General features: G+C 60.4%; 19 protein-coding genes and 2 pseudogenes. 9 read left to right on the forward strand and 12 right to left on the reverse strand.

Going from position 1 to position 23,747, the window contains the following annotated elements; translation table 11 throughout:
• Window positions 1–22: 22 nt before the first annotated feature.
• Window positions 23–1,060 (reverse strand): YncE family protein, encoded by a 1,038-nt coding sequence (locus tag RUGAMON1_RS24450; RefSeq protein ID WP_445232957.1) that lies wholly within the window; start codon window positions 1,058–1,060, stop codon window positions 23–25.
• 7 nt (window positions 1,061–1,067) lie between these two features.
• A complete protein-coding gene (locus RUGAMON1_RS24455) occupies window positions 1,068–2,501 on the reverse strand; it encodes a polysaccharide deacetylase family protein (RefSeq protein ID WP_445232958.1) in 1,434 nt (477 codons plus the stop codon).
• Window positions 2,502–2,925: 424 nt separating this feature from the next.
• Between RUGAMON1_RS24455 and RUGAMON1_RS24460 the strand changes: the two genes are divergently transcribed.
• From RUGAMON1_RS24460 to RUGAMON1_RS24480, 5 genes and pseudogenes are all read left to right on the forward strand, one after another.
• The gene (locus tag RUGAMON1_RS24460) at window positions 2,926–3,366 is read left to right on the forward strand and encodes a Fic/DOC family N-terminal domain-containing protein (RefSeq protein WP_445232959.1); all 441 of its coding nucleotides are present in this window, start codon (window positions 2,926–2,928) and stop codon (window positions 3,364–3,366) included.
• Between the two features lie 22 nt (window positions 3,367–3,388).
• Window positions 3,389–3,640, forward strand: a complete 252-nt coding sequence (locus tag RUGAMON1_RS24465) for a Fic family protein (RefSeq protein ID WP_445232960.1) — start codon at window positions 3,389–3,391, stop codon at window positions 3,638–3,640.
• A 156-nt stretch (window positions 3,641–3,796) separates the two neighbouring features.
• Window positions 3,797–4,840 (forward strand): annotated as a pseudogene (locus RUGAMON1_RS24470) (FtsX-like permease family protein); the annotation flags it as partial.
• Between the two features lie 71 nt (window positions 4,841–4,911).
• Window positions 4,912–5,763 carry a GGDEF domain-containing protein gene (locus RUGAMON1_RS24475; RefSeq protein WP_445232961.1) on the forward strand — a complete coding sequence of 284 codons (852 nt, stop codon included), beginning with the start codon at window positions 4,912–4,914 and terminating at the stop codon, window positions 5,761–5,763.
• A gap of 826 nt (window positions 5,764–6,589) precedes the next feature.
• On the forward strand, window positions 6,590–6,835 hold the full coding sequence (locus tag RUGAMON1_RS24480) for a hypothetical protein (RefSeq protein ID WP_445232962.1): 246 nt from the start codon (window positions 6,590–6,592) through the stop codon (window positions 6,833–6,835).
• A gap of 261 nt (window positions 6,836–7,096) precedes the next feature.
• On the opposite strand, the gene RUGAMON1_RS24485 is transcribed toward RUGAMON1_RS24480, so the two are convergent.
• Genes RUGAMON1_RS24485 through RUGAMON1_RS24500 form a run of 4 tightly spaced genes read right to left on the reverse strand, consistent with a single transcriptional unit; the run spans window position 7,097 to window position 12,728 of the window.
• On the reverse strand, window positions 7,097–8,089 hold the full coding sequence (locus RUGAMON1_RS24485; RefSeq protein ID WP_445232963.1) for a YncE family protein: 993 nt from the start codon (window positions 8,087–8,089) through the stop codon (window positions 7,097–7,099).
• A gap of 27 nt (window positions 8,090–8,116) precedes the next feature.
• Complete coding sequence (locus RUGAMON1_RS24490) at window positions 8,117–10,720, reverse strand: TonB-dependent receptor (RefSeq protein ID WP_445232964.1); 2,604 nt, start codon at window positions 10,718–10,720, stop codon at window positions 8,117–8,119.
• An 11-nt stretch (window positions 10,721–10,731) separates the two neighbouring features.
• Complete coding sequence (locus tag RUGAMON1_RS24495) at window positions 10,732–12,078, reverse strand: sensor histidine kinase (protein ID WP_445232965.1); 1,347 nt, start codon at window positions 12,076–12,078, stop codon at window positions 10,732–10,734.
• Window positions 12,075–12,728, reverse strand: a complete 654-nt coding sequence (locus tag RUGAMON1_RS24500) for a response regulator (RefSeq protein WP_445232966.1) — start codon at window positions 12,726–12,728, stop codon at window positions 12,075–12,077. Before RUGAMON1_RS24500 ends, RUGAMON1_RS24495 begins: the two co-directional genes overlap by 4 nt.
• Window positions 12,729–12,935: 207 nt before the next feature.
• Between RUGAMON1_RS24500 and RUGAMON1_RS24505 the strand changes: the two genes are divergently transcribed.
• From RUGAMON1_RS24505 to RUGAMON1_RS24515, 3 genes are read left to right on the forward strand one after another with little or no spacing between them, the layout of a single operon-like run.
• Complete coding sequence (locus RUGAMON1_RS24505; protein ID WP_445232967.1) at window positions 12,936–14,297, forward strand: TolC family protein; 1,362 nt, start codon at window positions 12,936–12,938, stop codon at window positions 14,295–14,297.
• Window positions 14,294–15,367, forward strand: coding sequence for an efflux RND transporter periplasmic adaptor subunit (locus tag RUGAMON1_RS24510; RefSeq protein ID WP_445232968.1), 1,074 nt, complete (start codon window positions 14,294–14,296; stop codon window positions 15,365–15,367). The genes RUGAMON1_RS24505 and RUGAMON1_RS24510 overlap by 4 nt, the downstream gene beginning before the upstream one ends.
• On the forward strand, window positions 15,364–18,405 hold the full coding sequence (locus tag RUGAMON1_RS24515; protein WP_445232969.1) for an efflux RND transporter permease subunit: 3,042 nt from the start codon (window positions 15,364–15,366) through the stop codon (window positions 18,403–18,405). The genes RUGAMON1_RS24510 and RUGAMON1_RS24515 overlap by 4 nt, the downstream gene beginning before the upstream one ends.
• Before the next feature lie 69 nt (window positions 18,406–18,474).
• Here RUGAMON1_RS24515 and RUGAMON1_RS24520 read toward each other — a convergent pair whose 3' ends face one another.
• The 5 genes and pseudogenes from RUGAMON1_RS24520 to RUGAMON1_RS24540 form a co-directional block, all read right to left on the reverse strand.
• Window positions 18,475–18,723: a hypothetical protein gene (locus RUGAMON1_RS24520; RefSeq protein ID WP_445232970.1), complete on the reverse strand. Its 249-nt coding sequence runs from the start codon at window positions 18,721–18,723 to the stop codon at window positions 18,475–18,477.
• A gap of 241 nt (window positions 18,724–18,964) precedes the next feature.
• Window positions 18,965–19,594, reverse strand: a complete 630-nt coding sequence (locus RUGAMON1_RS24525) for a glycine zipper 2TM domain-containing protein (RefSeq protein WP_445232971.1) — start codon at window positions 19,592–19,594, stop codon at window positions 18,965–18,967.
• 659 nt (window positions 19,595–20,253) lie between these two features.
• Window positions 20,254–20,493, reverse strand: a pseudogene (locus tag RUGAMON1_RS24530) (YnfA family protein); the annotation flags it as partial.
• Window positions 20,494–20,495: 2 nt separating this feature from the next.
• Window positions 20,496–20,708, reverse strand: coding sequence for a hypothetical protein (locus tag RUGAMON1_RS24535; RefSeq protein ID WP_445232972.1), 213 nt, complete (start codon window positions 20,706–20,708; stop codon window positions 20,496–20,498).
• 306 nt (window positions 20,709–21,014) lie between these two features.
• Complete coding sequence (locus tag RUGAMON1_RS24540) at window positions 21,015–21,821, reverse strand: DUF4118 domain-containing protein (RefSeq protein WP_445232973.1); 807 nt, start codon at window positions 21,819–21,821, stop codon at window positions 21,015–21,017.
• On the opposite strand from RUGAMON1_RS24540, the gene RUGAMON1_RS24545 reads away from it, so the two are divergent.
• The gene (locus RUGAMON1_RS24545) at window positions 21,820–22,698 is read left to right on the forward strand and encodes an alpha/beta hydrolase (protein WP_445232974.1); all 879 of its coding nucleotides are present in this window, start codon (window positions 21,820–21,822) and stop codon (window positions 22,696–22,698) included. The genes RUGAMON1_RS24540 and RUGAMON1_RS24545 overlap by 2 nt on opposite strands.
• A gap of 496 nt (window positions 22,699–23,194) precedes the next feature.
• Here RUGAMON1_RS24545 and RUGAMON1_RS24550 read toward each other — a convergent pair whose 3' ends face one another.
• The gene (locus tag RUGAMON1_RS24550) at window positions 23,195–23,632 is read right to left on the reverse strand and encodes a c-type cytochrome (RefSeq protein ID WP_445232975.1); all 438 of its coding nucleotides are present in this window, start codon (window positions 23,630–23,632) and stop codon (window positions 23,195–23,197) included.
• Window positions 23,633–23,747: the final 115 nt, after the last annotated feature.

Below are 23,747 nucleotides of genomic sequence, written 5' to 3' on the forward strand. Positions count from 1 at the left end.
GGGACCGGCCTGTCGTCCTGCACTATTTGTCTGCGGGCGCGACCACCAGCACCTTCAATGTTCCGTCCATTGACGCCGGCAGATATACGTACTTGGTCGCGGGATCGAACGCCATCGTCTTCGCGCCTGCCGTGGTCGGCACATTGGCCAGCACGCGATAGCGATCGGGAGATAGTTGCTGGGCCACGGTCAGCGTGGCGCTGTCGCCGTTGGAGACGTAGTTGCGGCCCGTCTCGGCGTCGTAGGCGGCGGCGTCAGGATGGGCGCCGATGGCAAAGTCGGCCACGTGCTTTCCATCCCGCGCATCGACCACCATCGCCATCTTGTTTTTGCATGCTGAAAACAAGCGCGCGTGGACAATGTCGAGCGCCAGCCCAGTCGGTTCCTCACAGCCGGCCAGCGGCCAGTGCGCGATGACCTTGCCGGCCGCGATGTCGATCACTTCGATCGCGTTTTTGTCCTCGATGTTGAGGTAGATGCGACCGGCGCCGTCGCTCACGGCGAACTCCGGACGGCCGCCGACTTTGATGGTCGAGACGATGCGCATGCTTGGCACGTCGAACACGGTGACGTTGGCGCTATTGCCGTTGAAGACGTACAACTGATGGACTTGCGGAACATGGAGGATCGCGTCAGGATTTTTTCCGCTGACCTTGACTTGCTGCTTGACGGCCAGGCTGTCGAGCGCAAACACGGTGACGCTGTCCGAGCGGCCGTTGCTGATGAAGCCCAGGTTCAGTTCCGGCGCGAAGGCAACGCCGTGCGCGCCTTCGGTGCCGGTGATGGCGCCCGCTATCTGATGCGTACCCAGTTCGACCACCTGAACCTGGTTGCCGTGTGTGATGTACAGCCGCTGGTGGCTGGCGTCGATGCTGGCATAGTCCCATTTGCCGTCGCCGCTCAAGGAGATGCGGTCACGGATGGCAAATTCGGGCGTGGCGGCCGTGCTGTATGGCGTTACGAAGGAACCCAGCAGCAGGGCAAGCAGGCCGGCAAAGCGTGTGGTGTGCAGGAGGACGAATAGCACGAGGCGCAGCAGGCGGGAGGCAGCTGCTTTCATGGGCAAGTTATCGGCGGTTGCAAGGCCGGCCCGTCGCGTCGGCAAACCATTTGCTGTGCGACTTGACTTCCAGCGCGCCGGCAGCGACCTGACCAGCAAGCCAAGCGAGCAGCAAATCCATGTTGTCGTAGGACCATTGATAAGTTGAAGACGGCGAGTTGACGATGTCATGTCCATTCACAAACACATATGAACCATCCGCCATTGCGGTTTGGATGGCCGCCTGCACTTGCACGAACGTGGCGTCATAGGTGAGATTGACCTTTGCGGTATTGAGCTTGAATACCTGCTTATCGTTGCCCGTGTAATAGAGCCCATCCATGCCGGATTCGGGGGTGTACCCGGCAGCGCGAGCAGACAGAAAGCCAGCTGCTTGCAACGCCGCAATGCTCGTATTGTCCCACACAGACTCGACCCAGACGTGATGATTTGGCCCGTCTCCAGTGATGCCCAATTCGCGCATTCCCGCGCGGCCAATCAACAGATTTTGCAGATACCTCGCGTCACCCTGCGCTGCCAGACTGTCGTGCACGCTCTGGTGCAGGACAAAGTCAAACAGTGCTTCAGGTTCGTTAAAGCGGGCCGTCACCCGTTCAGCGCTCATGTAATTGGGCTTACCCAACAAACCCGTCACAATCGCGAACGATGCCGGCAAATCGTACTGTTTGAGGCGGTCCATCAAATACGTGTCCCATGCCAAAAATCCGTCATCGAATGACAATATGACAGTGGGCAAAGTGCGCTTAGGCAGCGCGCCCACAAACCCGATCCAGATCGATTCGGTTTTCGTTGTCGTTGCTGCGAGGGTGAATGTCATCTTGCAGCGGGCCAGATTGGAGGCCGTGGGCGCGCCGATGATGGTGCCGACGGCGTTTGCGGCCTTCGGGCAGAACCACTGATTATCAACCAGCATGGCAGTATCACCAATGCCGTCGCCGTAATGCGTAGCATTGATACCGGCGCACCAGAAATTCGTATACCTGCTGTCGCCCAGATAAGTATTCGCACCATCCAGAAACAGCGACGCATTCGTCGTCTTCATGGCATAGCCAAATCGCTTCAAATCCCATGCATCTGGAATGCGCGGCACACCGTTTCCGGCTGCTCCGTTGGTTCCGACCTTGATCTTGGTCCCCTGGCTTACACCTGGCGGTATGTCGATGCGAATCGTAGGCTCGCCATCTTTAAACGTCACACTCGGATCAACGGTCACCGTCAATCCAGGCGACACGTCGCTATTCCAGTACCTGATATCGTTGGTCGGCATAAAATCGAACGGCCCGCTGCCTTTGTATGGCGGCTGAACGACAAGTATGTCCGGCGGTGAACTGGTTTGCCCTGCTGTGGCGCCGGAGGTCCCGCCACCACATGCGGACAGGGTCAACGGCGAACTGGCGACTGAAAAATATAGCGCATGTCGCATAAATTCTCGACGATTCAAGTTCAAGCCTCCTAAGATTCTGTCATGCATGGCGCGGCTGCAGCGCCATGCATGTACGCCTTCAAAGCAAAAAATTGCAGGAAGCTCGATCGAACTGCCTGCTTGATCCGGTCACGCTTTCATATCGATGCGTATTCGGCCACATAGCCGATTGACACGGACCATCCATGTCGCGTCGGGGACTATGTTAGGGCATGCCGTCAAGCGCACGGATTACGATTTTGTAATGATTGATACATCGACATTTATATAGTCACTTCAACTGTGGCAACCACACCGGGCTTGTCAACGCAGTTGACGCGTCGGCTTGGTCACCCTGGAGCGCGCAGCTTACCCCCCATCGACCTTCAAGTGCTGGTATCCAGGCAACCATCGTTTTGAAGAATGTTTTAATAAGGCGGCTCCTATTCAAGGATTCTTTAACATGGCGCCCGCCACCGGAACGACAGTCGCCATTACAAGATTGGCTGAGAGCGTCCGCGTCTTCGTCCCGCATCCGCTGCCACCGGACACGCCGCGGCTGGACACCGACTCGTACGCCAGCGCCAACCGCCTGGCAGAACTGGCCCTAGCGCGGTTCAATGGCGTCGCCGGTTTTGTGCTCTCGGAGGACTGCCTGCTGTATGGCGCCGTGCGCAAGGAAGCATGGCTGACCTCCCAGATCGGATGGACCCAAGCCACGCTCGACGATCTGTTCGAAAGCGAAGCGGGCATGGAGGTGGACAACCTGGCCGGCGTGGAAGAAATCATCAACTACTTGCGCGCATTTCGCTTGGTGCAGGTCGACCTCCAAGCCGCCCGTAGTGCCCATCAGCGTGCGCCTGATCTGCGAGGCGCACCGCTTGCTGCGGGATGGCGCGCATAGCGCCGGCAAGTAGCCCGGCGCAGTGCGACGCTCGCAAAATCGGGGCGGCGGTATCTTCACCGGCAAAGCGGCCTTCGTCGCTGCGCCGCGTGAACGCGTCACCGAATTTCTGGGTGACCTGGAACGCTTCATCCACACGAACCAGACCGGCTTGCCAGCGCTGGTCAAGGTCGCGCTGATTCACGCCCAATTCGAAACCATTCACCCCTTCCGCGATGGCAACGGCAGGATAGGCCGCCTGCTGATTCCGCCTTGCTGGAACACTGGCACTTGATGCAGGCTGCTCTACATCTGCGGCTATCTGAAGCAGTATCAAGCTGAATACTACCGCCTGCTGTTCTGTACCCGCACTGAGGGCGACTGAGAAGCGTGAATCGCCTTCTTCCCGCAGGGCATCGCCAGCGCCGTCGCCCAGGCGGAGCGCACCATCGTGATGGTGCAGATGACGTCGATATTCTCCGGTATCCTGAGCCACTCTTCCGCCACGGTGAGCAACATCGGCGCCAGCGTGTGGGTGATGGACCCGGCCGTGAACACGGTCGTCAACACCATTCCGCTGCCCGATTATCTGCTCGACGCCGTACGCAGCTTGCCTGGCGTGCGCTACGCGGTGCCGCTCTGCTCGGGCGGCGCGCTGGTCAAGCTGCGCAGCGGAGCCTTGCAAGCCGTGAGCGTGATCGGCCTGGACGACAGCAGCCCGTTCGGCCGGCGTGTGCTTGAACGCGGCAACATCGAGGACATCTACCCCGAAAACGGCTTCATTGTCCTCAGCGATGCCGAATTCAAGAAGCTGGAAGATCCCGTGCTCGGCACGGAATTCGAACTGAACGTTCACAGAGGCGTGGTGGCCGGCATCGCCAGGGTCGCCGCCGGCGGCCTGTTCGGCGTACCGACCCTGTGCACCACATACAGCCGCGCCATCCGGTATTTGCCAACGACGCGTTTCACGGCGTCATATGTGTTGGTCGAGCTCAACGATGCACAAGCGGTGGCGCGCATCAAACAGGCGGTGGCGCAGTTGGGCTACCTGGCCTTGACCAAGCAGGAATTTATCGACCGCATCAGCAATTTCTACAAGTACAAGCCTCGCATCGGCACGAATATCCCGTTGATGACCGCGATCTGCTTCATCGTCGGCCTGTCTATCTCGGGTCAAAATTTTTATACCTTCATTCTCGAAAGTCGTGACAAATTCGGCGCCCTGAAATCCATGGGTGCCAAGGGAAGGGAGCTGGCTGGAATGATTCTGTTTCAGTCCATATTTACAGCTCTGACTGGCTATGGCATCGGCGCAGGACTGTGCACATTGTTGTTGGCCCTTGCCAAGCTGCGGCTATCCGATTGCGCGTCACTGATCACGTTTGGCAACCGGGGGCTGGCGTTCGGCATGGTACTGCTGATTGCCGCGATTTCTAGCTATATCGGCATCCGAAAAGTTTTGTGGATCGAACCGTTCGACATTTTCCGGGGTTAAAATTGGTCGGCGCGCGGTGCACCTTCTACCTGTTGCAGTGTGTACCGGGAAATATGATCGAGGAGCGGTGTTTGAACAGACTGACCGATGCGGCGCGACGCGCATATGCGAATCTGTCGCATGCTAGGCAACAATGGCTGGTGTTCAGTGGCGCGCTGGCCGTGGAATTGGCAATCTTCGTCGTCGACTATCTGACTGGCAGCGACATTCGATTGCATACGCTATACATCTTTCCCGTGTCCGTGATCGCCTTGAAATGCGAGCGACGCTGGCTGCAGGGCGTCGCATTCGCGATGTCGATGGTGCTTCAGTTGGTGACATACGCGCAAGAAAAAATTCCATCGATCGAGTACATCGTCGACGCCTCCGTTGCGGCCCTGTCCTTGCTGGTGGCAATGACGCTGGCGGGGATGGCGAGAATCAACCATCAGCGTGCAATCGATCTGGCGACCAGCGACGAGTTGACGGGCATCGCCAACCGGCGCGCCTTCATCGCGGCGCTCGATGCCGAGATTGTCCGGCAGCGGCGCAGCGGCCGCGCGCTATCGCTGGCCATAATCGACCTGGACGGGTTCAAAGCGCTTAATGATACCCGTGGACACGGCGCCGGCGACGATGCCTTGCGCCTGCTGGCGTCCATTCTCGCGCGGTCGGTGCGGGCGTCCGATTTGCCGGCACGCTTCGGTGGCGATGAGTTCGCTGTTCTGATGCCAGGCATGCCGGCCGGGGAGTGCGGCCACTTCTGCAAGCAGTTGACGGAGGAGGTTGCCCAACGCATGGTTGAGGCCGGTTTTGCGATCACGGCCAGCATCGGCTTCATTTGTTTCGAGGCGCCGCCCGATTCCAGCCTGGCCGCCGTTGCGCAGGCCGACGCCGCCATGTATCGCGTAAAAGAAGCCGGCCGGCGCGCCCACGCCAGATAATTTTCGCGGCGAGTTGAACGGTGGCGCGATTGATCCACATCATGCGTGGAATTTTGCCGACGGTGCTCGCATAGAGCAGGAATGTTGGCTGGTTTGGCGCGTGGCGTGATTGCATTATCATCAGCCTATTCCGTTGACGCCTTGCGTCGGGACGGTGGTGTATGAGCGATTTCAACACACGGTAGCTCCTGAAACGACGGCCCCTGCAACGGCGTCGGACATGCGGCGGGGCAGCCGGTTTCAACTGCGGCACGGCATGAAGCGATCATGGCTGCTAGGCCTGCTCGGTCTGGCAACTCTGCTAGCGGCGGTCTCTCTTTGGCGCACCCGCGCGCCTGCAACGCCAAGCTATCTTGCCGCCTCCGTCGAGCGCGGCGCCGCCGCCCCCGCCGTCAGATCGAGTGGCACGGTCAATCCAGACACAGTGATTCAGGTAAGGTCCTAATTTTCCGGTGTCATTCGGACAATTTCCTGCGATTTCAACATGCGCGTAAATGCCGGACAACTATGCGCGAAATTCGATCCGCGTCCGTACCGGTCGACCGTAGCGCAGGAAACGGCAGTGCTGGCCAGGGCGCGCGCGCAGGTCGACAAGGACCGTCCCAATTCGCAATACCCCATATTGATCGACAACCGCAACGGCGATGCCCGTCCCGCCCCTGCATCAACGCGACGGGCCTCAGTCGCAGCTACCGTGTCGGCGACATCGACGTGCACGCCTTGCGTGGCGTGGACCTGAAGATCGAGTCTGGAGAGATGCTCGCGATCATGGGGCGTCGGGCGCGGGACAATCGCGACGCCGCTGGAAGCGCTCTACCTGGTATTCATGGGTACGACGAGGGTACGTAATAGCTTTACCTTTCTGGAAGGAGCCCGAGCAATTCGCTACGCCGAAGCCGTCCGGCAAGTACCTGCAGGCGCGCGCTGGCGTGCACTCCATTGGGGGGCGCTCAAGCAATACAAGAGCCGTGCCGAAGTGAAAAAAGCCGTGGCCGACAAACTAAACGCCATCGGCAGCATAGAAAAGCCGGCGGTCGACGACACTGTCAAAGTCGTCGCCTCGGTTCCATAGCCGACGGCCTCCACCGGAGACTACTCGATGAAATTACAGACTCTAGGCGCAACGGCCGCCTTGCTGTCAGTCGGCCATGCTGCGGCCATCGACTTGGGCGACGAGACCCTGAAGCGGAGGCGCGCACGGGCGATCGGCAGGCGCAAGGATTGTAAGCAAAGATTGCCGCCAACAAGCCTTAGAAGGCCGGACGGCCGCCGTGATGGCGCAGGTACGTAGCACGGCTTGACGGCGCTGTCGGGACCGGTCGGTCCGCCTGGATTATTTGTCTGCGGGCGCGACCACCAGCACCTTCAACGTTCCGTCCATTGACGCCGGCAGATATACGTACCTGGTCGCGGGATCGAACGCCATCGTCTTCGCGCCAGCCGTGGTCGGCACGTTGGCCACTACGCGATAACGATCGGGCGATAGTTGCTGAGCCACGGTCAGCGTGGCGCTGTTGCCGTTGGAGACGTAGATGCGGCCTGTGGCGGCGTCGTAGATGGCGGCGTCAGGATGGGCGCCGATGGCAAAGTCGGCCACGTGCTTCCCATCCCTCGCATCGACCACCATCGCCACTTTGTTTTTGCATACTGAAAACAAGCGCGCGTGGACAATGTCGAGCGCCAGCCCGGTCGGTTCCTCGCAGCCGGCCAGCGGCCAGTGCGCGACGACCTTGCCGGCCGCAATGTCGATCACTTCGATCGCGTTTTTGTCCTCGATGTTGAGGTAGATGCGACCGGCGCCGTCGCTCACGGCGAACTCCGGACGGCCGCCGACTTTGATGGTCGAGACGATGCGCATGCTTGGCACGTCGAACACGGTGACGTTGGCGCTATTGCCGTTGAAGACGTACAACTGATGGACTTGCGGAACATGGAGGATCGCGTCAGGATTTTTTCCGCTGACCTTGACTTGCTGCTTGACGGCCAGGCTGTCGAGCGCAAACACGGTGACGCTGTCCGAGCGGCCGTTGCTGATGAAGCCCAGGTTCAGTTCCGGCGCGAAGGCAACGCCGTGCGCGCCTTCGGTGCCGGTGATGGCGCCCGCTATCTGATGCGTACCCAGTTCGACCACCTGAACCTGGTTGCCGTGTGTGATGTACAGCCGCTGGTGGCTGGCGTCGATGCTGGCATAGTCCCATTTGCCGTCGCCGCTCAAGGCGATGCGGTCACGGATGGCAAATTCGGGCGTGGCGGCCGTGCTGTATGGCGTTACGAAGGAACCCAGCAGCAGGGCAAGCAGGCCGGCAAAGCGTGTGGTGTGTTTCATGTCATGGTCCAAAGAGGTGAGGGAGTATCAATAGCTGAGGTTGACGCCGGCCTGATAGGTGGCGCCGTAGAATTCCCGCTGGATGGTGCGGTTCGCTGTGCCTTCGGCAAACTTGAGCGGCGTGTCGCTGAGGTTTTTCGCGTTGAGATACAGCGAGACGTGTTTGTTGAGCGCGTATGAGCCGCCGAAATCGTATGACGTGCGGCGCTCGGAATACACGTCGAGCGCGGCGCTGCTGCCGATCGCCCACAAATTGCGCGACAGCGTGTACATGCCGAGACGGAGATTCCACGGGCCGGCTTCGTAGAAGATGGCCGCATTGACCGTGTTGCGCGAAGTCGATGGCAAGGTCGAGGTTTCGCCGGGGCGGATCTCGAAGCGCGAATCGACAAAGGTATAGTTGGCGCTGGCGCCAAGGCCGCCCAGCCAGCCTGGCAAGGCGGTGAAGCGCTGCTCGTAGTTCAACTCCAGGCCGCGCGCGACCGACTTTCCGACATTGGCGAACGAGTAGACGTGGGCGACGCCGACAAAGCCGGCAAACAAACCATTGTTGGGGAAGGTCTGGTTGGTCTGGCTGGCCGCGATGTAATTGCTGATTTCTTTGTCGAAAATGCCGATGGAGGCGATGCCGGCGTTGGCCAAATAACGTTCGAACGACAGGTCGAATGAATTTGCTGTGGTCGGCTTCAGGTCGGGATTGCCGCGGGTGACGGTGTTGGCGCCGGGATCGATATTGAGCGCAGCCGATACCTGGCTGAAGCCGGGCCTGGCGATGGTGGACGAGAAGGCCGCGCGCAATAGCGTCGACTCGCCAAGCTCATAGCGTGCCTGCACGCTGGGGAACCAGTTGACGTAGTTGCGGTCCCGGCTGTCCGGCTGGATCAGGGTATTGCCGTCGGCGTCGGCGCCCTTGGCATTGGCCGCGTAGTTGGCACGCGTCGCCTCCACCCGCAAGCCGCCGGTGATGCCCAGTGCGCCAGAACGCATCTGGTATTGGCCGTAGCCCGCGTAGACGTCTTCCTTGTCTTGCAGATACTGAAGCGCGGCGTTTTGGGCGTCGGAGGCGAACACGAACTGTTTGCTGCCATACAGGTTTTGCAGCAGCCCCGGCGTCAGTTGCGGGCCATTCTGATAGAGACCGTCATAGAACGCGATGCCGGGACCTCCCGAGGCTGCGGTCAGCGGCAATGCCGGAAGATTGGCGAACGAATAGGGCTGGCCGTTCACCACGCGCTTGCGCAGCCGGGCGCTGGCGCCGGCCTTGAAGCTCTCTTCGTCGTAGCCGCCGACGCGGGTATCCCACCTGAGATTGGCGGCCACCGACCATTCGTGGTCCGATATGTCCGTTGTACTGTTCTGCAATTTGACCAGCGCGTAATTGGCCGGATTCAGGTAGTCCGCGCCGTTCACGGTAAACGCCGGCACGCTGCCCGGTCCGCTATTGGCATAGCTGACGGTGGCCGCGCCAGACGGCGTGTAGTTAAAATCGGAATTGTAGTCATGCATCTTGTTGTAGGAGCCGCGCGTATAGCCCAGGCGGTAGTCCAGCACCGCGTGTTCCAGCTGGTTTTTGCCGCCGGCCACGAAGATCTTGTTGTTAATGGTTTCCTGTTCATCGCGCAAGGTCTTGTCGAAGCCATTGGCGCCCATGCCGTCGATAAAGCCGCTCGGGGTGGCGACCGGCGCACCGTCCGGCGTCACGGTCAGCCGCTGGCGCAACACCGACTCGGTATAGCCCGCGTCGAAGCCGCGGATGTAATAGCTGTTGCGCGCATCGGGCTGGTAGCCCAGGTCGATGCCGACACCGTGGCGGCGGCGGTGATACTGGTACCAGCGCTGGTCCCAGCCGGCATAGGTCAATGGGGAATGGACGCCATCGTCCAGGAACGCCGGTTCGACGTCGTCGATGCCGCGTTTGTCCTCATAGTAGGCAGCCGTGACCACGATCGAGAAAGGATGGTCGGAATAGACGGCGGCGTCGCCTTTGCCCGCGTCGCCGCCGAAGCGGGTGCCGGCGGTCAGCGACATGTCGGCGATATTGGTGCCGCGCAGCGATTCGCGGCCGGTGCCGATGCGTGCTTCAAGGAAGGGCTTGCCGTTGCGCGGCGCGGTCTTCGGCGTGATTTCGATGGTGCCGCCCAGCGCCTCGGCATCCTGCTCCGGCAGATTGGACTTGGTCACCGTGATCGCGCCGACCAGCCCGGTCGGAATCGCGTCCAGCGCCACCGCGCGGCCGCCGCCGAACGGCGTGGCGTTGTTCGATGGCGGCAGCCGCAGGCCGCCGAAGGTCGTGCTGTTGAGATCGGCGTCGAGGCCACGGATATTGACAAAGCGTCCCTCGCCGGTATCGGTCTCCAGCGAGATGCCGGGAATGCGGCGCACCGATTCGGCGATGTTCACGTCGGGCAGCTTGCGCATCTCCGCCGCCGTCATCAGGTTGATCAGGTTGGGCGCTTGCTCCTGCGCCTGCCGCGCATTGGAGTTGGTCGCGCGCTGCGCGTCCACCACAATCACCTGGATGGCGTCGCCGGACGGCGCTGGATCGGCCGGCTCGGCCGCGTATGCCGGCATCAGGAACAGCTGGCTGATCAGGGCGGGAAGGAAGGCTTGCTGGAATGGTCTGGTTTGCATACATGCTCTCATTAAAAATGACGAAGATTCGTGGCTGGCAGGACAATGAGCACCGTCAGGCCGCTGCCGTCGGGCCGGCTGGAACTCAGGGTGATCGTTCCAGTCATGCGCTGGACGATGTTGTGGACGATCGCCAGTCCCAGGCCGGAACCGGACTCGATGACTGCCGTGCCGCGATAGAATGCCGACAGCACCTGTTCGCGTTCGTGCTCCGGCACGCCGGGCCCGTTGTCGCTGACGCAGATGTGCAGCGCCGCGGCGCGGTATGCGATATCGATGTCCACCTGGCCGCCCGGCTGGGTGTAGCGGATGGCGTTGTCTATCAGGTTGCACAGCACGGCGTTCAAGTCCATCGCGTTGGACTGCACGCTGCAAGCCATGTCCACGCTGGCGGTGAGAACGATCTGTTTTTGGTCGGCCAGCGGCAGCAGGTCCTCCAGCACGTTCCGGCATACCGCGCCTACCGCGACGGTATCCCTGCTCAAGGCATCGCGGCCTTGCAGGCGGGCCAGCAGCAATAATTGGGCAACCAAATGACGCGCCCGCAAGATGCCGCGCTGCAGGGACTGCAACCTGGGCTGGGCCTGCTCGCACAGATCCAGGCTGGCCAGCAGTTCGGTTTGTAGCGAAATGGCGGTGAGCGGCGTCCGCAATTCATGGGCGGCGTCGGCGACAAAGCGCCGCTGTTGCGCCATGGTCTGTTCGACGCGCTGCAGCAAGCGGTTGATGGCGGCGGTGAACGGCAGCACTTCACTGGGCACGTCGCTGTCGTCGAGCGGCGCCAATTGATCGTCGCCGCGCCGGTCCAGCTCGTGGGCCAGGCGCATGACTGGCGCCAGCATATGTCGTATCAGAGCGATCATCGCCAGCACCAGCACCGGTATCAGCACGGCGATGGGCACGATGGTGGTCTTGCCGGCGTTGTGCGCCACTTCATCGCGCACGGCGGTGCTTTGGCTGAGCGCCACCCGATCGCCGCCGGGCAGGGTACGTATGAACAGGCGCCGCTGCTGGCCTTGCACCTCCAGCGTCTGCAAGCCGTCCGGCAGGTCGGCCGCCAGCGGCAACGGTAGTTCGGCGCCTTCCACTTCTCCCCACGTGCCGTTATGCAGCAGCTGGACCATGATGCGCGCGCCGACGTCCACCACATGGTTGTCCAGGTCTTGCAGGCCGTAAGGCGTGGCCATATGGCGCCGCTTCGCCAGCGCCGACATCTGGCGCAACTGGTCGTCCTGCAGCTCGTTGACCTCGTGGAAGGCTGTGCGGTAAGACACGGTGCCGGCGATGCCGGCGGCCACCAGCATCACGCCTGCCAGGCACAACGCCAGCCTCGCTTGCAGCGAGCGCAGATGCCTCATTTGGCCACCGCCCAGCCCATGCCGCGCACGTTGCGGATGGTGGATTGGCCGAATTTGCGGCGGATGGAGTAGATCAGGAACTCCAGCGCATTGCTCGACACGTCATCGTCGCCGTGATACACCTCGCGCTCCAGCGCCTCGCGCGAGCGGATCGCTCCCGGCCTGGCGAGCAGCGCTTGCATCAGCGACGCTTCACGCTGGGACAGCGGCGCCTCGATTTCGCCCACGCACATGCACAGGGAGTCGAGGTTGAGCCGGATGGCGTCGGTGCCGATGTGGCGTTCGTTTTGCTTGCGGTAGCGGCGCTGCACGCTGCGCATGCGCGCCAGCAGTTCCGGCATGTCGAAAGGCTTGAGGATATAGTCGTCGGCGCCCAGGTCCAGCCCGCGTATCCGGTCGTCGAGGGCATCGCGGGCGCTGACTATCATCACCGGCAACAGCGGCGCATTCTTCTGCAACGCTTGCATGACGGTCATGCCGTCGCAGCCCGGCAGGCCGAGATCGAGCAGCGCCATATCGTAGTTGGCGAAGAGCGCTCCCAGCGCTTTCCTGCCGTCGCGGATCCAGTCAACCACGAAATGTGCCTGCCGGAGCGCCAACTGCATCGCCTCGCCTACCATGTCATCATCTTCCACCAGTAGCACGCGCACGCTGGACCATCCTTTAACTCGTGGGCGCCGGACGATCCGGCACCTTGAACAAGCGGCAAGTATGGCAAGCAAATATGTAGGCTTGATTACAGCAAACTTAGCTGAAAGACAGGGAATGGGGGGCCAGCCATGTCCGGCGGCTTAACGCGCACTTAATTGTCTGGCCGGTACGCTGCGTGCATTGTTGGCTCTGTTTGGACTCCCCCCATGTTACTGGCACTGAAAACTTCGTTGTTGCGGCTCAGCCTGCTGCTGGCTGGCGCCTTGGTGACCGCTTGCTCAAGCTACCAGCCGTTGCCGCTACGAGAAGGCAAGCCGGCCACGCTGGTGGTCGATACCCGCAGTCTGCCGTTTCCGCCTATGGCGGCGCACCGCTTTGATCCCGACGACGGCCTCGATATCGTCGAGGTGGCGATGTTGGCGGTGGTCAATAATCCTGATTTGCGGCTGGTGCGCGACGATGCGGCGATCGCCCACGCGCAATCGTTCTCCGCCGGCTTGCTGCCCGATCCGCAGCTGTCCTTCAGCAGCGACCTGTCCAACAGCGGCGGGACGGGGGCGACCAGGGCGTTCAGCGCCGGCCTGAACTACGACATCACCAGCCTGCTGACGCATGGCGCGCTCCATCGCGCCGCCGAAAACGACGCGGCCAAAACCGATCTCACGCTGCTGTGGCAGGAGTGGCAGGTCGCCTCGCAGGCACAACTACTGTTCATCAAGGTGATGCAGGGCCGCAAGCAGATGCTTGTCTTGAACGACACGCGCCAGATGTTCGCCGACCGCTACGCGCGTACTCGTCAGGCACTCGACCGCGGCTTGGCCAACAGCGACGCGGCCGTCCCCAGCCTGATGGCGCTGCAGGATGTGGAGCGTCAATTGTTTGACCTGACGAAGCAGCAAAACCAGGCCGCGCATGAGCTGAACGTCCTGCTGGGGCTCGCCGCAGACACCGTCCTGGTACTCCAGCCAGACAGCGAGGTCGGCGCCGTGGACGCGGCGTTGGTACAGTCGGCGCTGGCCGACATGACCCAACGGCGTCCCGACCTGCGCGCATTGCAGACTGCCTATCAGGCCGAAGACCAGCGTTATCGCGGCGCGCTGCTGGCGCAGTTCCCCGCGTTGAGCCTGGGCTTTACGCGTGCCCGCGATTCCAGCAATGTGTATTCGAGCGGCATCGGCATCAGCATGTCGCTGCCATTCCTGAACCGCAATCGCGGCAACATCGCGATCGAACAGGCCACCCGTCAAAAGGCTTACGACGAATACCAGGTGCGGGTCCAGGCCGCGCGTAACGATGTCCAGCGCATCCTGGCCGAACAGGCGCTCAACCTTGCGCAGGCCGCCAGGCTGGATGCCGACGTGCAGGAACAAACCCATGTGCTGGCGCGCAGCGACCAGGCCTTCCGCGCCGGCAATGCCGATGTGCTGGCCTATACCCTGGCGCGTTCGGCGCTGCTGGCCAAGCAACTGGAGCGCATCGCCTTGCAGCAAGCCTTGCTGGAACAGCGGGTCGGTTTGCGCACTTTGCTCGGCATCGATCTCACCAACTTTGAAAGCACTCAACCATGACCCGAAAGAATTTGATCGCCGCTGCGCTGCTGCTGGCATTGGCCGCCGGCGGCGCCTGGTGGTATGTCCGATCGGGCGGCGCCAGCGCGGCGGCCGGTGGCGAGGAGGCCGGCGGCGGCAGCGTGCTGGTACAGACCGTCAAGATCAGCATGCAGCCCATGCCTTTGACCATGAACGTGTTCGGCGATATCGCCGCGGGCAAGGTCGAATCGGAGAGCCTGCCTCAAGCCGGGCAGGTGACCCGGATGGCGGTCGTTCCCGGTCAAGCCCTGCACCGGGGCGACTTGCTCGCCGTCCTGTCCAGCGATCCGACTGCGCTGGCGGCCTATGAACAGGCGCGCAGCGCGCTGGAATTCGCCGAGCATGAGCTGAAACGCCAGCAGGACCTGCTGGCCTTGCAGTTGTCGACGCAATCCCAGGTTGACGGCGCCGTCAAGGCGGCCGCCGATGCGAAAGCCATGCTGGCGGCACAGGCGCGGCTGAACGGCGCCCACGGTTCGGTCGACCTGAACGCGCAGTTCGACGGCGTGGTCGTCGCCGTCCCTGTCGCACAGGGCGACCGCGTGGCGGCCGGCGCCGCCATTGTGCAGCTCGGACGCACCGACACGCTGAAGGTGCTGCTTGCGGTCGAGCCCGCGCGCGTCGCCGAACTCAAACCCGGCATGAAGGTGACGCTCATGCCGCTGCAGGAGGGGGCGCCGGCTGTCGCTACGACCATCGCCTCGATCCAGAACATGGTCGATCCGAAGACCCAGATGGCCGGGGCGATCGCCTTGCTGCCGACCGCGGCGCAGGCGCGGATGCCGGTCGGCACCCATCTCCAGGGTTTGATCGAACTGGGCAGCCGCCCGGCATGGTCGGTGCCGCGCCAGGCGGTGCTGGTTGACGACCAGGGCGCCTATCTGTTCCAGGTGGCTAACGGCAAGGCGCGTCGCATGGACGTGCGCAAGCTGGTGGAGACCGACCGGACCATGGGCGTCGAGGGGGCGCTCGATGCGGCGTTGCCGGTGGTGGTGCTGGGGAATTACGAACTGAAAGACGGCGACGTCGTGCGCGGGAGCGCGCCATGAGCGTCGCCGCATGGGCCCAGTCGCACCGCCGTTCCATCCTGTTCCTGCTGCTGATGCTGGCCATGGCGGGGATGGTGGCGGCCTTCCATCTGCCGGTGTCGCTGTTCCCGACCATCTCCTTCCCGCGCGCCGTGGTGTCGCTCGACGCCGGCGATCAACCGGCGGAACAGATGGAGATGCTGGTGACGCGGCCGGTGGAGGAGGCGGTGCGGCGCGTGCCGGGTGTGCGCAATCTGCGCTCGACCACCAGCCGCGGCTCGGCGGAAGTGTCGATCAATTTCGACTGGGGCCGCGACATGGCCGCCGCCACGCTGGAAGTGAACGCCGCCATCGCCCAGATTCTCGGCCAGCTGCCGCCAGGCACGCAGATGACGACGCGGCGCATGGATCCGACCGTGTTTCCGATCATCGCCTACAGCCTGGTGTCCGGCACGCTGTCGCCGGTGCAGTTGCGCGACCTGGCGGAATATCAGCTGCGGCCGCTGCTGTCCAGCGTCAACGGCGTGTCCAGCGTGCAGACCATGGGCGGCGCGCTGGAGGAATATCGGGTGACGGTCGATCCGGTCCGCATGCGCGCGCACGACCTGACGCTGGACGAGGTGGCGCGCACGCTGGCGGCGAGCAATGTGCTGTCGGCGGTCGGTCGGCTTGAGGATCACTACAAGCTGTACCTCGTCATGTCCGACACCCGCCTGCAGAGCCTGGCCCAGATTCGCCAGACCGTGCTGCGCAACGCCGCCGGCGCCATGGTGAGGCTGGCCGATGTCGGCACGGTGGAGCAGGCGGTGGTGCCGGAATGGACGCGCGTGACCGCCGACGGCCGCGACGCTGTGCTGTTCTCGGTGTACCAGCAGCCGGGCAGCAACAGCGTGCAGATCGCCGCCGACGTCAAGGTCAAGCTGGCGGAGTACCAGCGCAATATCCCCGCCGGCGTGCATATCGCCCGCTGGTACGATCAGAGCGAGCTGGTGACGGAATCGGCGACCAGCGTGCGCGACGCGGTGCTGATCGGCATAGGCCTGTCCGCGCTGGTGCTGCTGCTGTTCCTGCGCAACCTCAAGGTGACGCTGATCGCGGTGGTGGTGGTGCCGGCGGTGCTGGCCAGCACGGTGTTGCTGTTGTCGGTGCTGGGCATGAGCTTTAACATCATGACGTTGGGCGGTATGGCGGCGGCGGTGGGGCTGATCATCGACGACGCCATCGTCATGATCGAGCATATCGTACGCCGGCTGCAGGGCGGGCAGGGGGCGATGCACGAGCGCGTGATGTCGGCGACGATAGAATTTACCCGTCCTCTGGCGGGGTCGAGCGGCTCGACGCTGGTCATTTTTGCACCGCTGGCCTTCCTCAGCGGCGTGACCGGCGCCTTCTTCAAGGCGCTGTCGCTGACGATGGCTGCGGCGCTGTTCATCTCCTTCCTGCTGACGTGGCTGGCCGTTCCGCTGTTGGCCGAGCGCTTCCTTAAGGCGCGTGACGCCGAGCCGCATCCGGAATCGCGTCTGCTGCAATGGGTGCACCGGCATTACCGCAGAACGTTGCAGGCGCTGTTCCTGCGTCCGCTGCTGGTGGTGCCGGCGGTGGCGCTGCTGATCCTGGTCGGCGTCCTGGCATACAGGGCGGTCGGTTCGGGCTTTATGCCTGCCATGGACGAGGGCGGCTTTGTGCTGGACTACCGCAGTCAACCCGGTACCGCGCTGTCCGAAACCGATCGCCTGCTGCGCCAGGTCGAGCAAATCGTGCGCAGCACAGCCGACGTGGAAAGTTACTCGCGTCGCACGGGCACGGGTTTGGGCGGCGGCCTGAGCGAAGCCAATAGCGGCGATTTCTTCATCCGCCTCAAAACGAGCAATCGCCGTCCGGTGGAAGCGGTGATGGACGATATCCGCGGCCGCGTCGAGCGCGACGTGCCCGGCCTGACGATAGAGATGGCGCAGCTGATGGAAGACCTGATCGGCGACCTGACCGCGGTGCCGCAGCCGGTGGAAATCAAGATTTTCGCTGACACGTCCGAGCAGCTGAATCTTGCGGCGCAAAAAGTCGCCGCGCGCATCGCGAAAATCAATGGCGTGGTCGATGTGCGCAACGGCATCAATCCGGCCGGCGATGCGCTGTTAATTCATATCGATCCGGCCAAGGCGGCGCAGGAGGGCACCGATGTCGATGCGGTCAGCAAGTCGGTCGATGCGATGCTGAACGGCGTGGTGACGACGCGCGTGGCCGTTGGTTCGAAAATGGTGGGCCTGCGCCTGTGGATACCCAAGACCTTGCGGAGTACCGATACGGCCTTGCTGCAACTGCAAATTCGCGCACCGGACGGCCACCTGTTTCCCTTGCAACGGGTGGCGACGATGCAGGCAGTCACCGGCCAGCCGCAGATCGCCCGCGAAAACCTCAAACGCATGGTGGCCGTGACCGGGCGCATCAGCGGGCGCGACCTGGGCTCGGTGATCGCCGACGTCAAGCAGGCGATGGCTGAGCCGGGCGCGCTGCCGGCCGGCGCGTATTTCACACTGGGCGGGCTGTATGAGCAACAGCAGATCGCGTTCCAGGGCTTGCTGATGGTGTTCGCTGCGGCGGCCGCGCTGGTGTTCCTGCTGCTGTTGTTCATGTACGAAAGCTTCCGCATCGCGCTGTCGATTCTGGCGACGGCGCTGCTGGCGGTGTCGGCGGTGTTCGCCGGCCTGTGGATCAGCCGGACGGAGTTGAATATCTCCGCCATGATGGGGATGACCATGATCATCGGCATGGCGACCGAGGTGGCGATCTTCTACTACTCGGAACAGCAGGATCTGTTGCGTACCATGCCGATGGAACAAGCGCTGGTCGAAGCCGGCATCAACCGCATGCGTCCGATCGCGATGACCACGCTGGCGGCGATCCTGACTTTGCTGCCGCTGGCCTTCGCGATCGGCAAGGGTTCGGAAATGCAGCAGCCGCTGGCCATCGCCATCATCTCGGGCCTGGTGGTGCAGTTGCCGCTGGTGCTGCTGCTGATGCCGGTGCTAGCCCATGTGACCCGTACCAGGATGAAGGTGTAACTGCAGGTATAGCGGCCCGGCTAAGGTCTTGGCTGCTCCGCATTGGTTTTGCCGGAAGGCGCTTTGAGTTCATGCGCTGACGGAGGTGGGTAGGGACTGATTGTCGGCGGACAGGGACGCGGATTTCTTTGCGTTGCCGCCGGCGGCCGGACAGTGTTCCAGATGCTTGGCCACCTGGATGCGGACGAACTGTTTGGCTTGTTGCGGATCGACGATATCCCTGGTCCGCAACTTGTTCCTGTTTTCCGGAAGTGGATCGAGATGCACTGAGCCATCCAGCATTTCACGCTGCGTGGCGTCGAGCCCCTGGGGCTGCACCGGCACTTCCGGGCGAGCCCTGACCGGCCTCACTTTTGCGAGCGGGCTCCCAGCGGAAATACGCTGATTCCCTTCGATAAAAATAAGTGCCAGTCCGATTCTTGTGTTTGCCGTGCACTATAAGAGCCCCAAGGGGTCTCTCGGCCACGCTTAAGAATGCCGGTGAAAGCCCTGCAACTGCGCACCTTGGGAATTTTAATGGGGGGAGGTGCCGCCTTGATCTGAAGGGGCGGTTGTATGACTACCCGTTGGCGTGAATCGAGCCATCCACGATGCGTACGTGATCGCCGGTGTGCCAACCAGGCTGCTCCGATTGATGGAACGTGCGGAAGGAACCGTCGTTCAGACGGACGGAAATATTGTAACTACGATTGGTTTTAACGCTGCCCTCGATCTGGTTGCCGGCCACTGCGCCACCTATAGCGCCGGCGATAGTTGCTAATTCCCGGCCGCGACCGCTGCCTACCTGGTTACCCAACAGCCCGCCTACGACCGCGCCGCCTGCTGCCCCTACGCCGCTGCCTTGGCCACGCGTATCAACTTCGTTGATCGCATCAATGACGCCGCAATCCGCGCACATAGTCGGGCTTGCCGAAGCGAGGTGTTCTGCAGGACGCGCATGATGGACGGGCGATGTTCTCCTGTGAAATGCCGCCTCGCCAGATTGTGGCGTCGGCGTTTGCAACGTTTGACCTGTCATCGGCTGTCCGTTGGCGTTCAAGGGAAGCTCGGAATTTTTTCCGGCGGAAGAGGGTAACCATCCCATGATTGCTGCTGCGCCGAGACCGCAAACCAACACCACCGCGACGGCAGCGACGAGAATTAATGGATGGAGGGCTGGCTTTGAAACTGGTGTGGGGGAGGTATTCATTTGTGACCTTTGTAGTGGATGTTTGCTACGGCTGCGCCTATCGTTGATAACGTTCGGCATAGCCGGCGGCGCGACTTGAACCGTGTATCGACTGTAAGAAAACGAATGTTTTAAACTGCTATTCTCAAGACAAGAGCCATTGATTTGAAGGTCTTGTTCTAACGCAAATTAGTGTCGCACTATTGCAGTGTGAACTCCGTACGCTACCGCACATGGATTTGCGCGCACGTTATGCATCGCGGTGCATAACGTTGCCGCTTCTTGCCCAATCGGCTTGCCAACCGTTAGGCGTGTTCGCCTGGGCGATGATGACATGGTCGCCGGCGAGCCAATGCGTGGGCGTGCGTCAATGTAGGATAATGACGTTCTTCAAAATACCCAGTGGCGCAAATTGTCATTCGGCGGGCAGAACGGCTTTTTATCATGGGCAGTCCTCAGCAGCCCGGCGACTTCCATAGGGCTGCGCCGGAGGCGGTTAACATCGTCGTCGTGAAAAGCCGGACGATCAAAGGCCGCCAATTATTCGTGCCTTCTTCACGGAGTGGGAAGCGGCTTCACGCTGTGCGATGGCCAAGTACAATGGTGAGCGCGCCGGTCAGTGCCAAACCGATACCGAGATGAACATTCCAGGCTGGCGTGACCCGTCAACAACATACAGCCAGCCAGCCGATTGCCATCGCAATGTAGATAGCGCCGTAGGAAGCATACACACGGCCACTCGCGGCAGGGTGCAGCGTCAACAACCAGACGAACACCATTAGGCTGAACGCCGCCGGCAGTGCGAGCCACGCAGCCCTGCGACCGTTCAGCCACAATAGTGAGAGGTTGCATCCGATCAGCTCGGCAACGGCGGTGGCGACGAACAATCCAAGAGTGCGGGCAAGCGTGATCGAATCCATAGTCATTTGCGTTTCATTTCCTTGGTGATCAATGTGGAACTGGTTTCGGCGGGAGCGGCACAGCATGTTAAGCCGGCGGTGGCGACACCGGCCGCCGGTATCGAGAGGCCGTCGATGATCACACAATCTCTCGTCAAACCACCGCTGCAAGTGATGTCGCAAGCACAGACGAAGGCCGTCAGGCGCGCTTCCAGCGCAAGCATTTCCGCCAGCATGGCCCTCACCTCATCGAGATGCGCTTGCGCCAGTCCGCGCACTTGGATTCAGGCGCGCTCTACTGCCTCGACGATGTGGTCAATCTCTGGTGCGTCTTGGGGGGGGGCGAGAGATGGTTAACTCATTCCTTTTAGCATGTTAGGCAAAGATGCGGAACTTAATCGTCGATTTCAGGAACGACATCACGTGCTGTTGGAAGCAGTGCTGTCGGCTAGCGAGCAGTTAATCCTTAGCTATGTTTTTGTGGATGAATAAGCTGCTCTCTTGACCGCAGATTCTCTGCAAGCCCGACACAAATTCTCATTTTAGCCAACACTATTTGCGACCAGTACAGTCATTCGCCAATGTTGCCGGTAGTGAATGGTCCACAATATACCGTCTACCCACTGATAATCATCGCGTGCTGTTTTAACGCGAAAGCGAAGCAGTTTCTTGCTACCAACCGGCAAATTTTCCGCCTGCTCAAACTCACGCTGCATCATCGCATCCTCATCTGGATGGATCATTGTATGCCATTCCAGGTTCTTGTCTTCTCCGTCTTCTCCTCCAGTAATGCGATGCCACGCCGGCATCCGATACGGCGGATGCCCAAATGGCATGAGCAATAGGATCTGGTCCATCGCAGCAAAGGAGGATGTGACTTCCTTGACAAAAGCACGACTTTTGCGTTGCTGAAACAGTAGTTGGTTGTAAACTTCCAATAGGGATCGACGTTGGGAGTTAACTACGCTGAGCATCAATTTTGTTGAGTAGTGCGAACGTCGAAGATACTCAAGCAAAATGATGGTGATTATTGCTATGATGAGGTTGCTCGCCATGGCGATGAAATCATCGCCTGTTGGTAGCGATAGGGTGCCGTAAGGTTCCATGAAAAAATATAAGCCCAACGACATCCCGATGATTAGGCTCACAAACGCCGCGGCAACGCCAAAAAAGAATTCCGTGACAATACTGGCAATAACAAAAAAGAGATACGGCACATGCGGCTCAATAAAAGGATGAAGAATTTTTCTAATTACAAGGGCGGCTAGGGTCAATAGCAAGCCGATGCCAAGCCGAAAAACGGGTGTTCCTGTGGCCCATTTTTTAGAATTTTTGTTTAGGTAAGACATGTCATTCACTCCAATCGAAACCAATCATCGTCGCGCTGGTCATGTGGTTATTTTGCTTCATGGACTAGCCAGCAGCTCCCTTGAAGTAGCCCGTTTAGGCAAATATCTGTCCAACAACGGACTCGCGACGTACGAGCCAAATATTACAGGGTTTTGCTATGGTCAACCATGTAGTGAATGGCGCGAGTGGATCGATGAAATACGACGTGAGTATCGACGCCTGTCGGAAATCTACCAGACCGTCTCTATTGTCGGGGTTTCTATGGGGGCGACATTGGCCTTGGCCGTGGCGGCAGAGGAAGATGGCATCGCCGCCCTGGTGCTGCTGTCGACCGCAATTGCTTATGACGGCTGGGCGATACCTTGGTACCGTTCTTTCCTGTCGATCGCTCGCCATTTTTCCTGGGCCAAAAATTATAAATACCGCGAGCGAGAGCCTTTCGGGGTTAAAAATCCTGAGATGAGAGCGAGAATTAAAAAAGCTATCCTAACCAGCGAAACCTCTGAGGCGGGTGGGGCATATATAGGATTTGATCATGTAAATCAAGCGGATGAGTTAATTGTTCATGTACGCAGGAACGTTGATCTTGTGACCTGTCCGACCTTGATCGTTCATGCAACAGAAGATGAAACAGTCAGTCCACGCAACGCGGACTGGTTGATGGAAAATATCAGCGCGAAAAGCAAGAAATTGCTCTTTCTTGGCCAGAGCTATCACATGATTACTATTGATAATGAATACGAGTTTGTTTTCCATGAATCCGAATCGTTTATTAAGTCATCGATCAATGCGCTTTCTCCAAAGCTGGTATTTGAGCAACCTGATGTTATAAGCAAGGCCCTGCAACGCGCTATCAGGCGGAGGGGGGATCGTTAGTTGTCAGTATGATTTGCGATCAATCAAGTTGGAGGGCAGTAGGACGGGCGGCGGTCTGGCTGCTGGGGCGGTTGTGCTAGTTTGGTCGGCTGGTCCAAAGATTTCCAATGATGAACGAGTGGCAGCGTAATATCGCAATATCATTGCTGGTGAACGACAGGCTTCCTTCGCCGCATAGGTCCTCCTGTCTTCTAGTTATGTTTAGGCTGTCCTCAACGACCAGATTTTCAAACAATCGACCGTCGTATAGTTGAACATCCACTAAGTGGTAGCCCATACCCAAACCTGGGGCGAGTTGATGAAGTAGATGCGAGGGAATTTTAATCATAGACATCGCCCCCTGAAGAATGCGATAGTCGGTGCCGCGGACCGTATGGTGCTTAGTCCGTCGCCACTGGCTTCGCGTCTAGCTAATTAATGCGACAAGAAGAGTGTTGATTATACCAAGTAGCATCCGTTGGATGTGTGGCTACGAGCCATCCAAAAGCGGAAGAGCTCACTGTTTTCTGAAATCTTTGATGTAGCCAGCATCTATTTTGACCTTAATCACGAGACCTAATGGATTCCACGACGATGCCAGGGAAACGATGTCGTCATTGGTCAGCGTATGGGCCACGGATTGCATTACTGGGCTGTCAGGACGTTCATCCGTCCGCTGAAATACCCTCAATTGTTTCGACACGTAATCGGCATGCTGGCCTGCCAGTCTTGGGAACGCTCCCATGCCTTCGCCGTGTGCACCGTGGCACGATGCGCAGGCTGGTGTACCGCTACTACTGATGCCGTCAGCAAAAATCGCTTTACCCCTCTTTTCGCGTACAGGATCGCTGGAATGCCCGGTGGCCGCAGGCTGTTGCGCGAAATAGCGACTTAATCCAGCGAGGGAAAATTGGATGAGGTCGAGATACCTTTTACGCCATGGCAATTCGAGCATGCCTGCAATGCCGTTGTGCTGGCTGAAATCCGCTCATCACTGAGGGAGCGCGAGCGCTCTATGGAAGAACATCCTGCGATGCCGGCGAGAAGCATCAACGCTAGCGCGCAAGCTG

It is taken from the genome of Duganella rhizosphaerae, from assembly GCF_040364205.1.
In the GTDB taxonomy this organism is placed as follows: domain Bacteria; phylum Pseudomonadota; class Gammaproteobacteria; order Burkholderiales; family Burkholderiaceae_D; genus Rugamonas; species Rugamonas rhizosphaerae.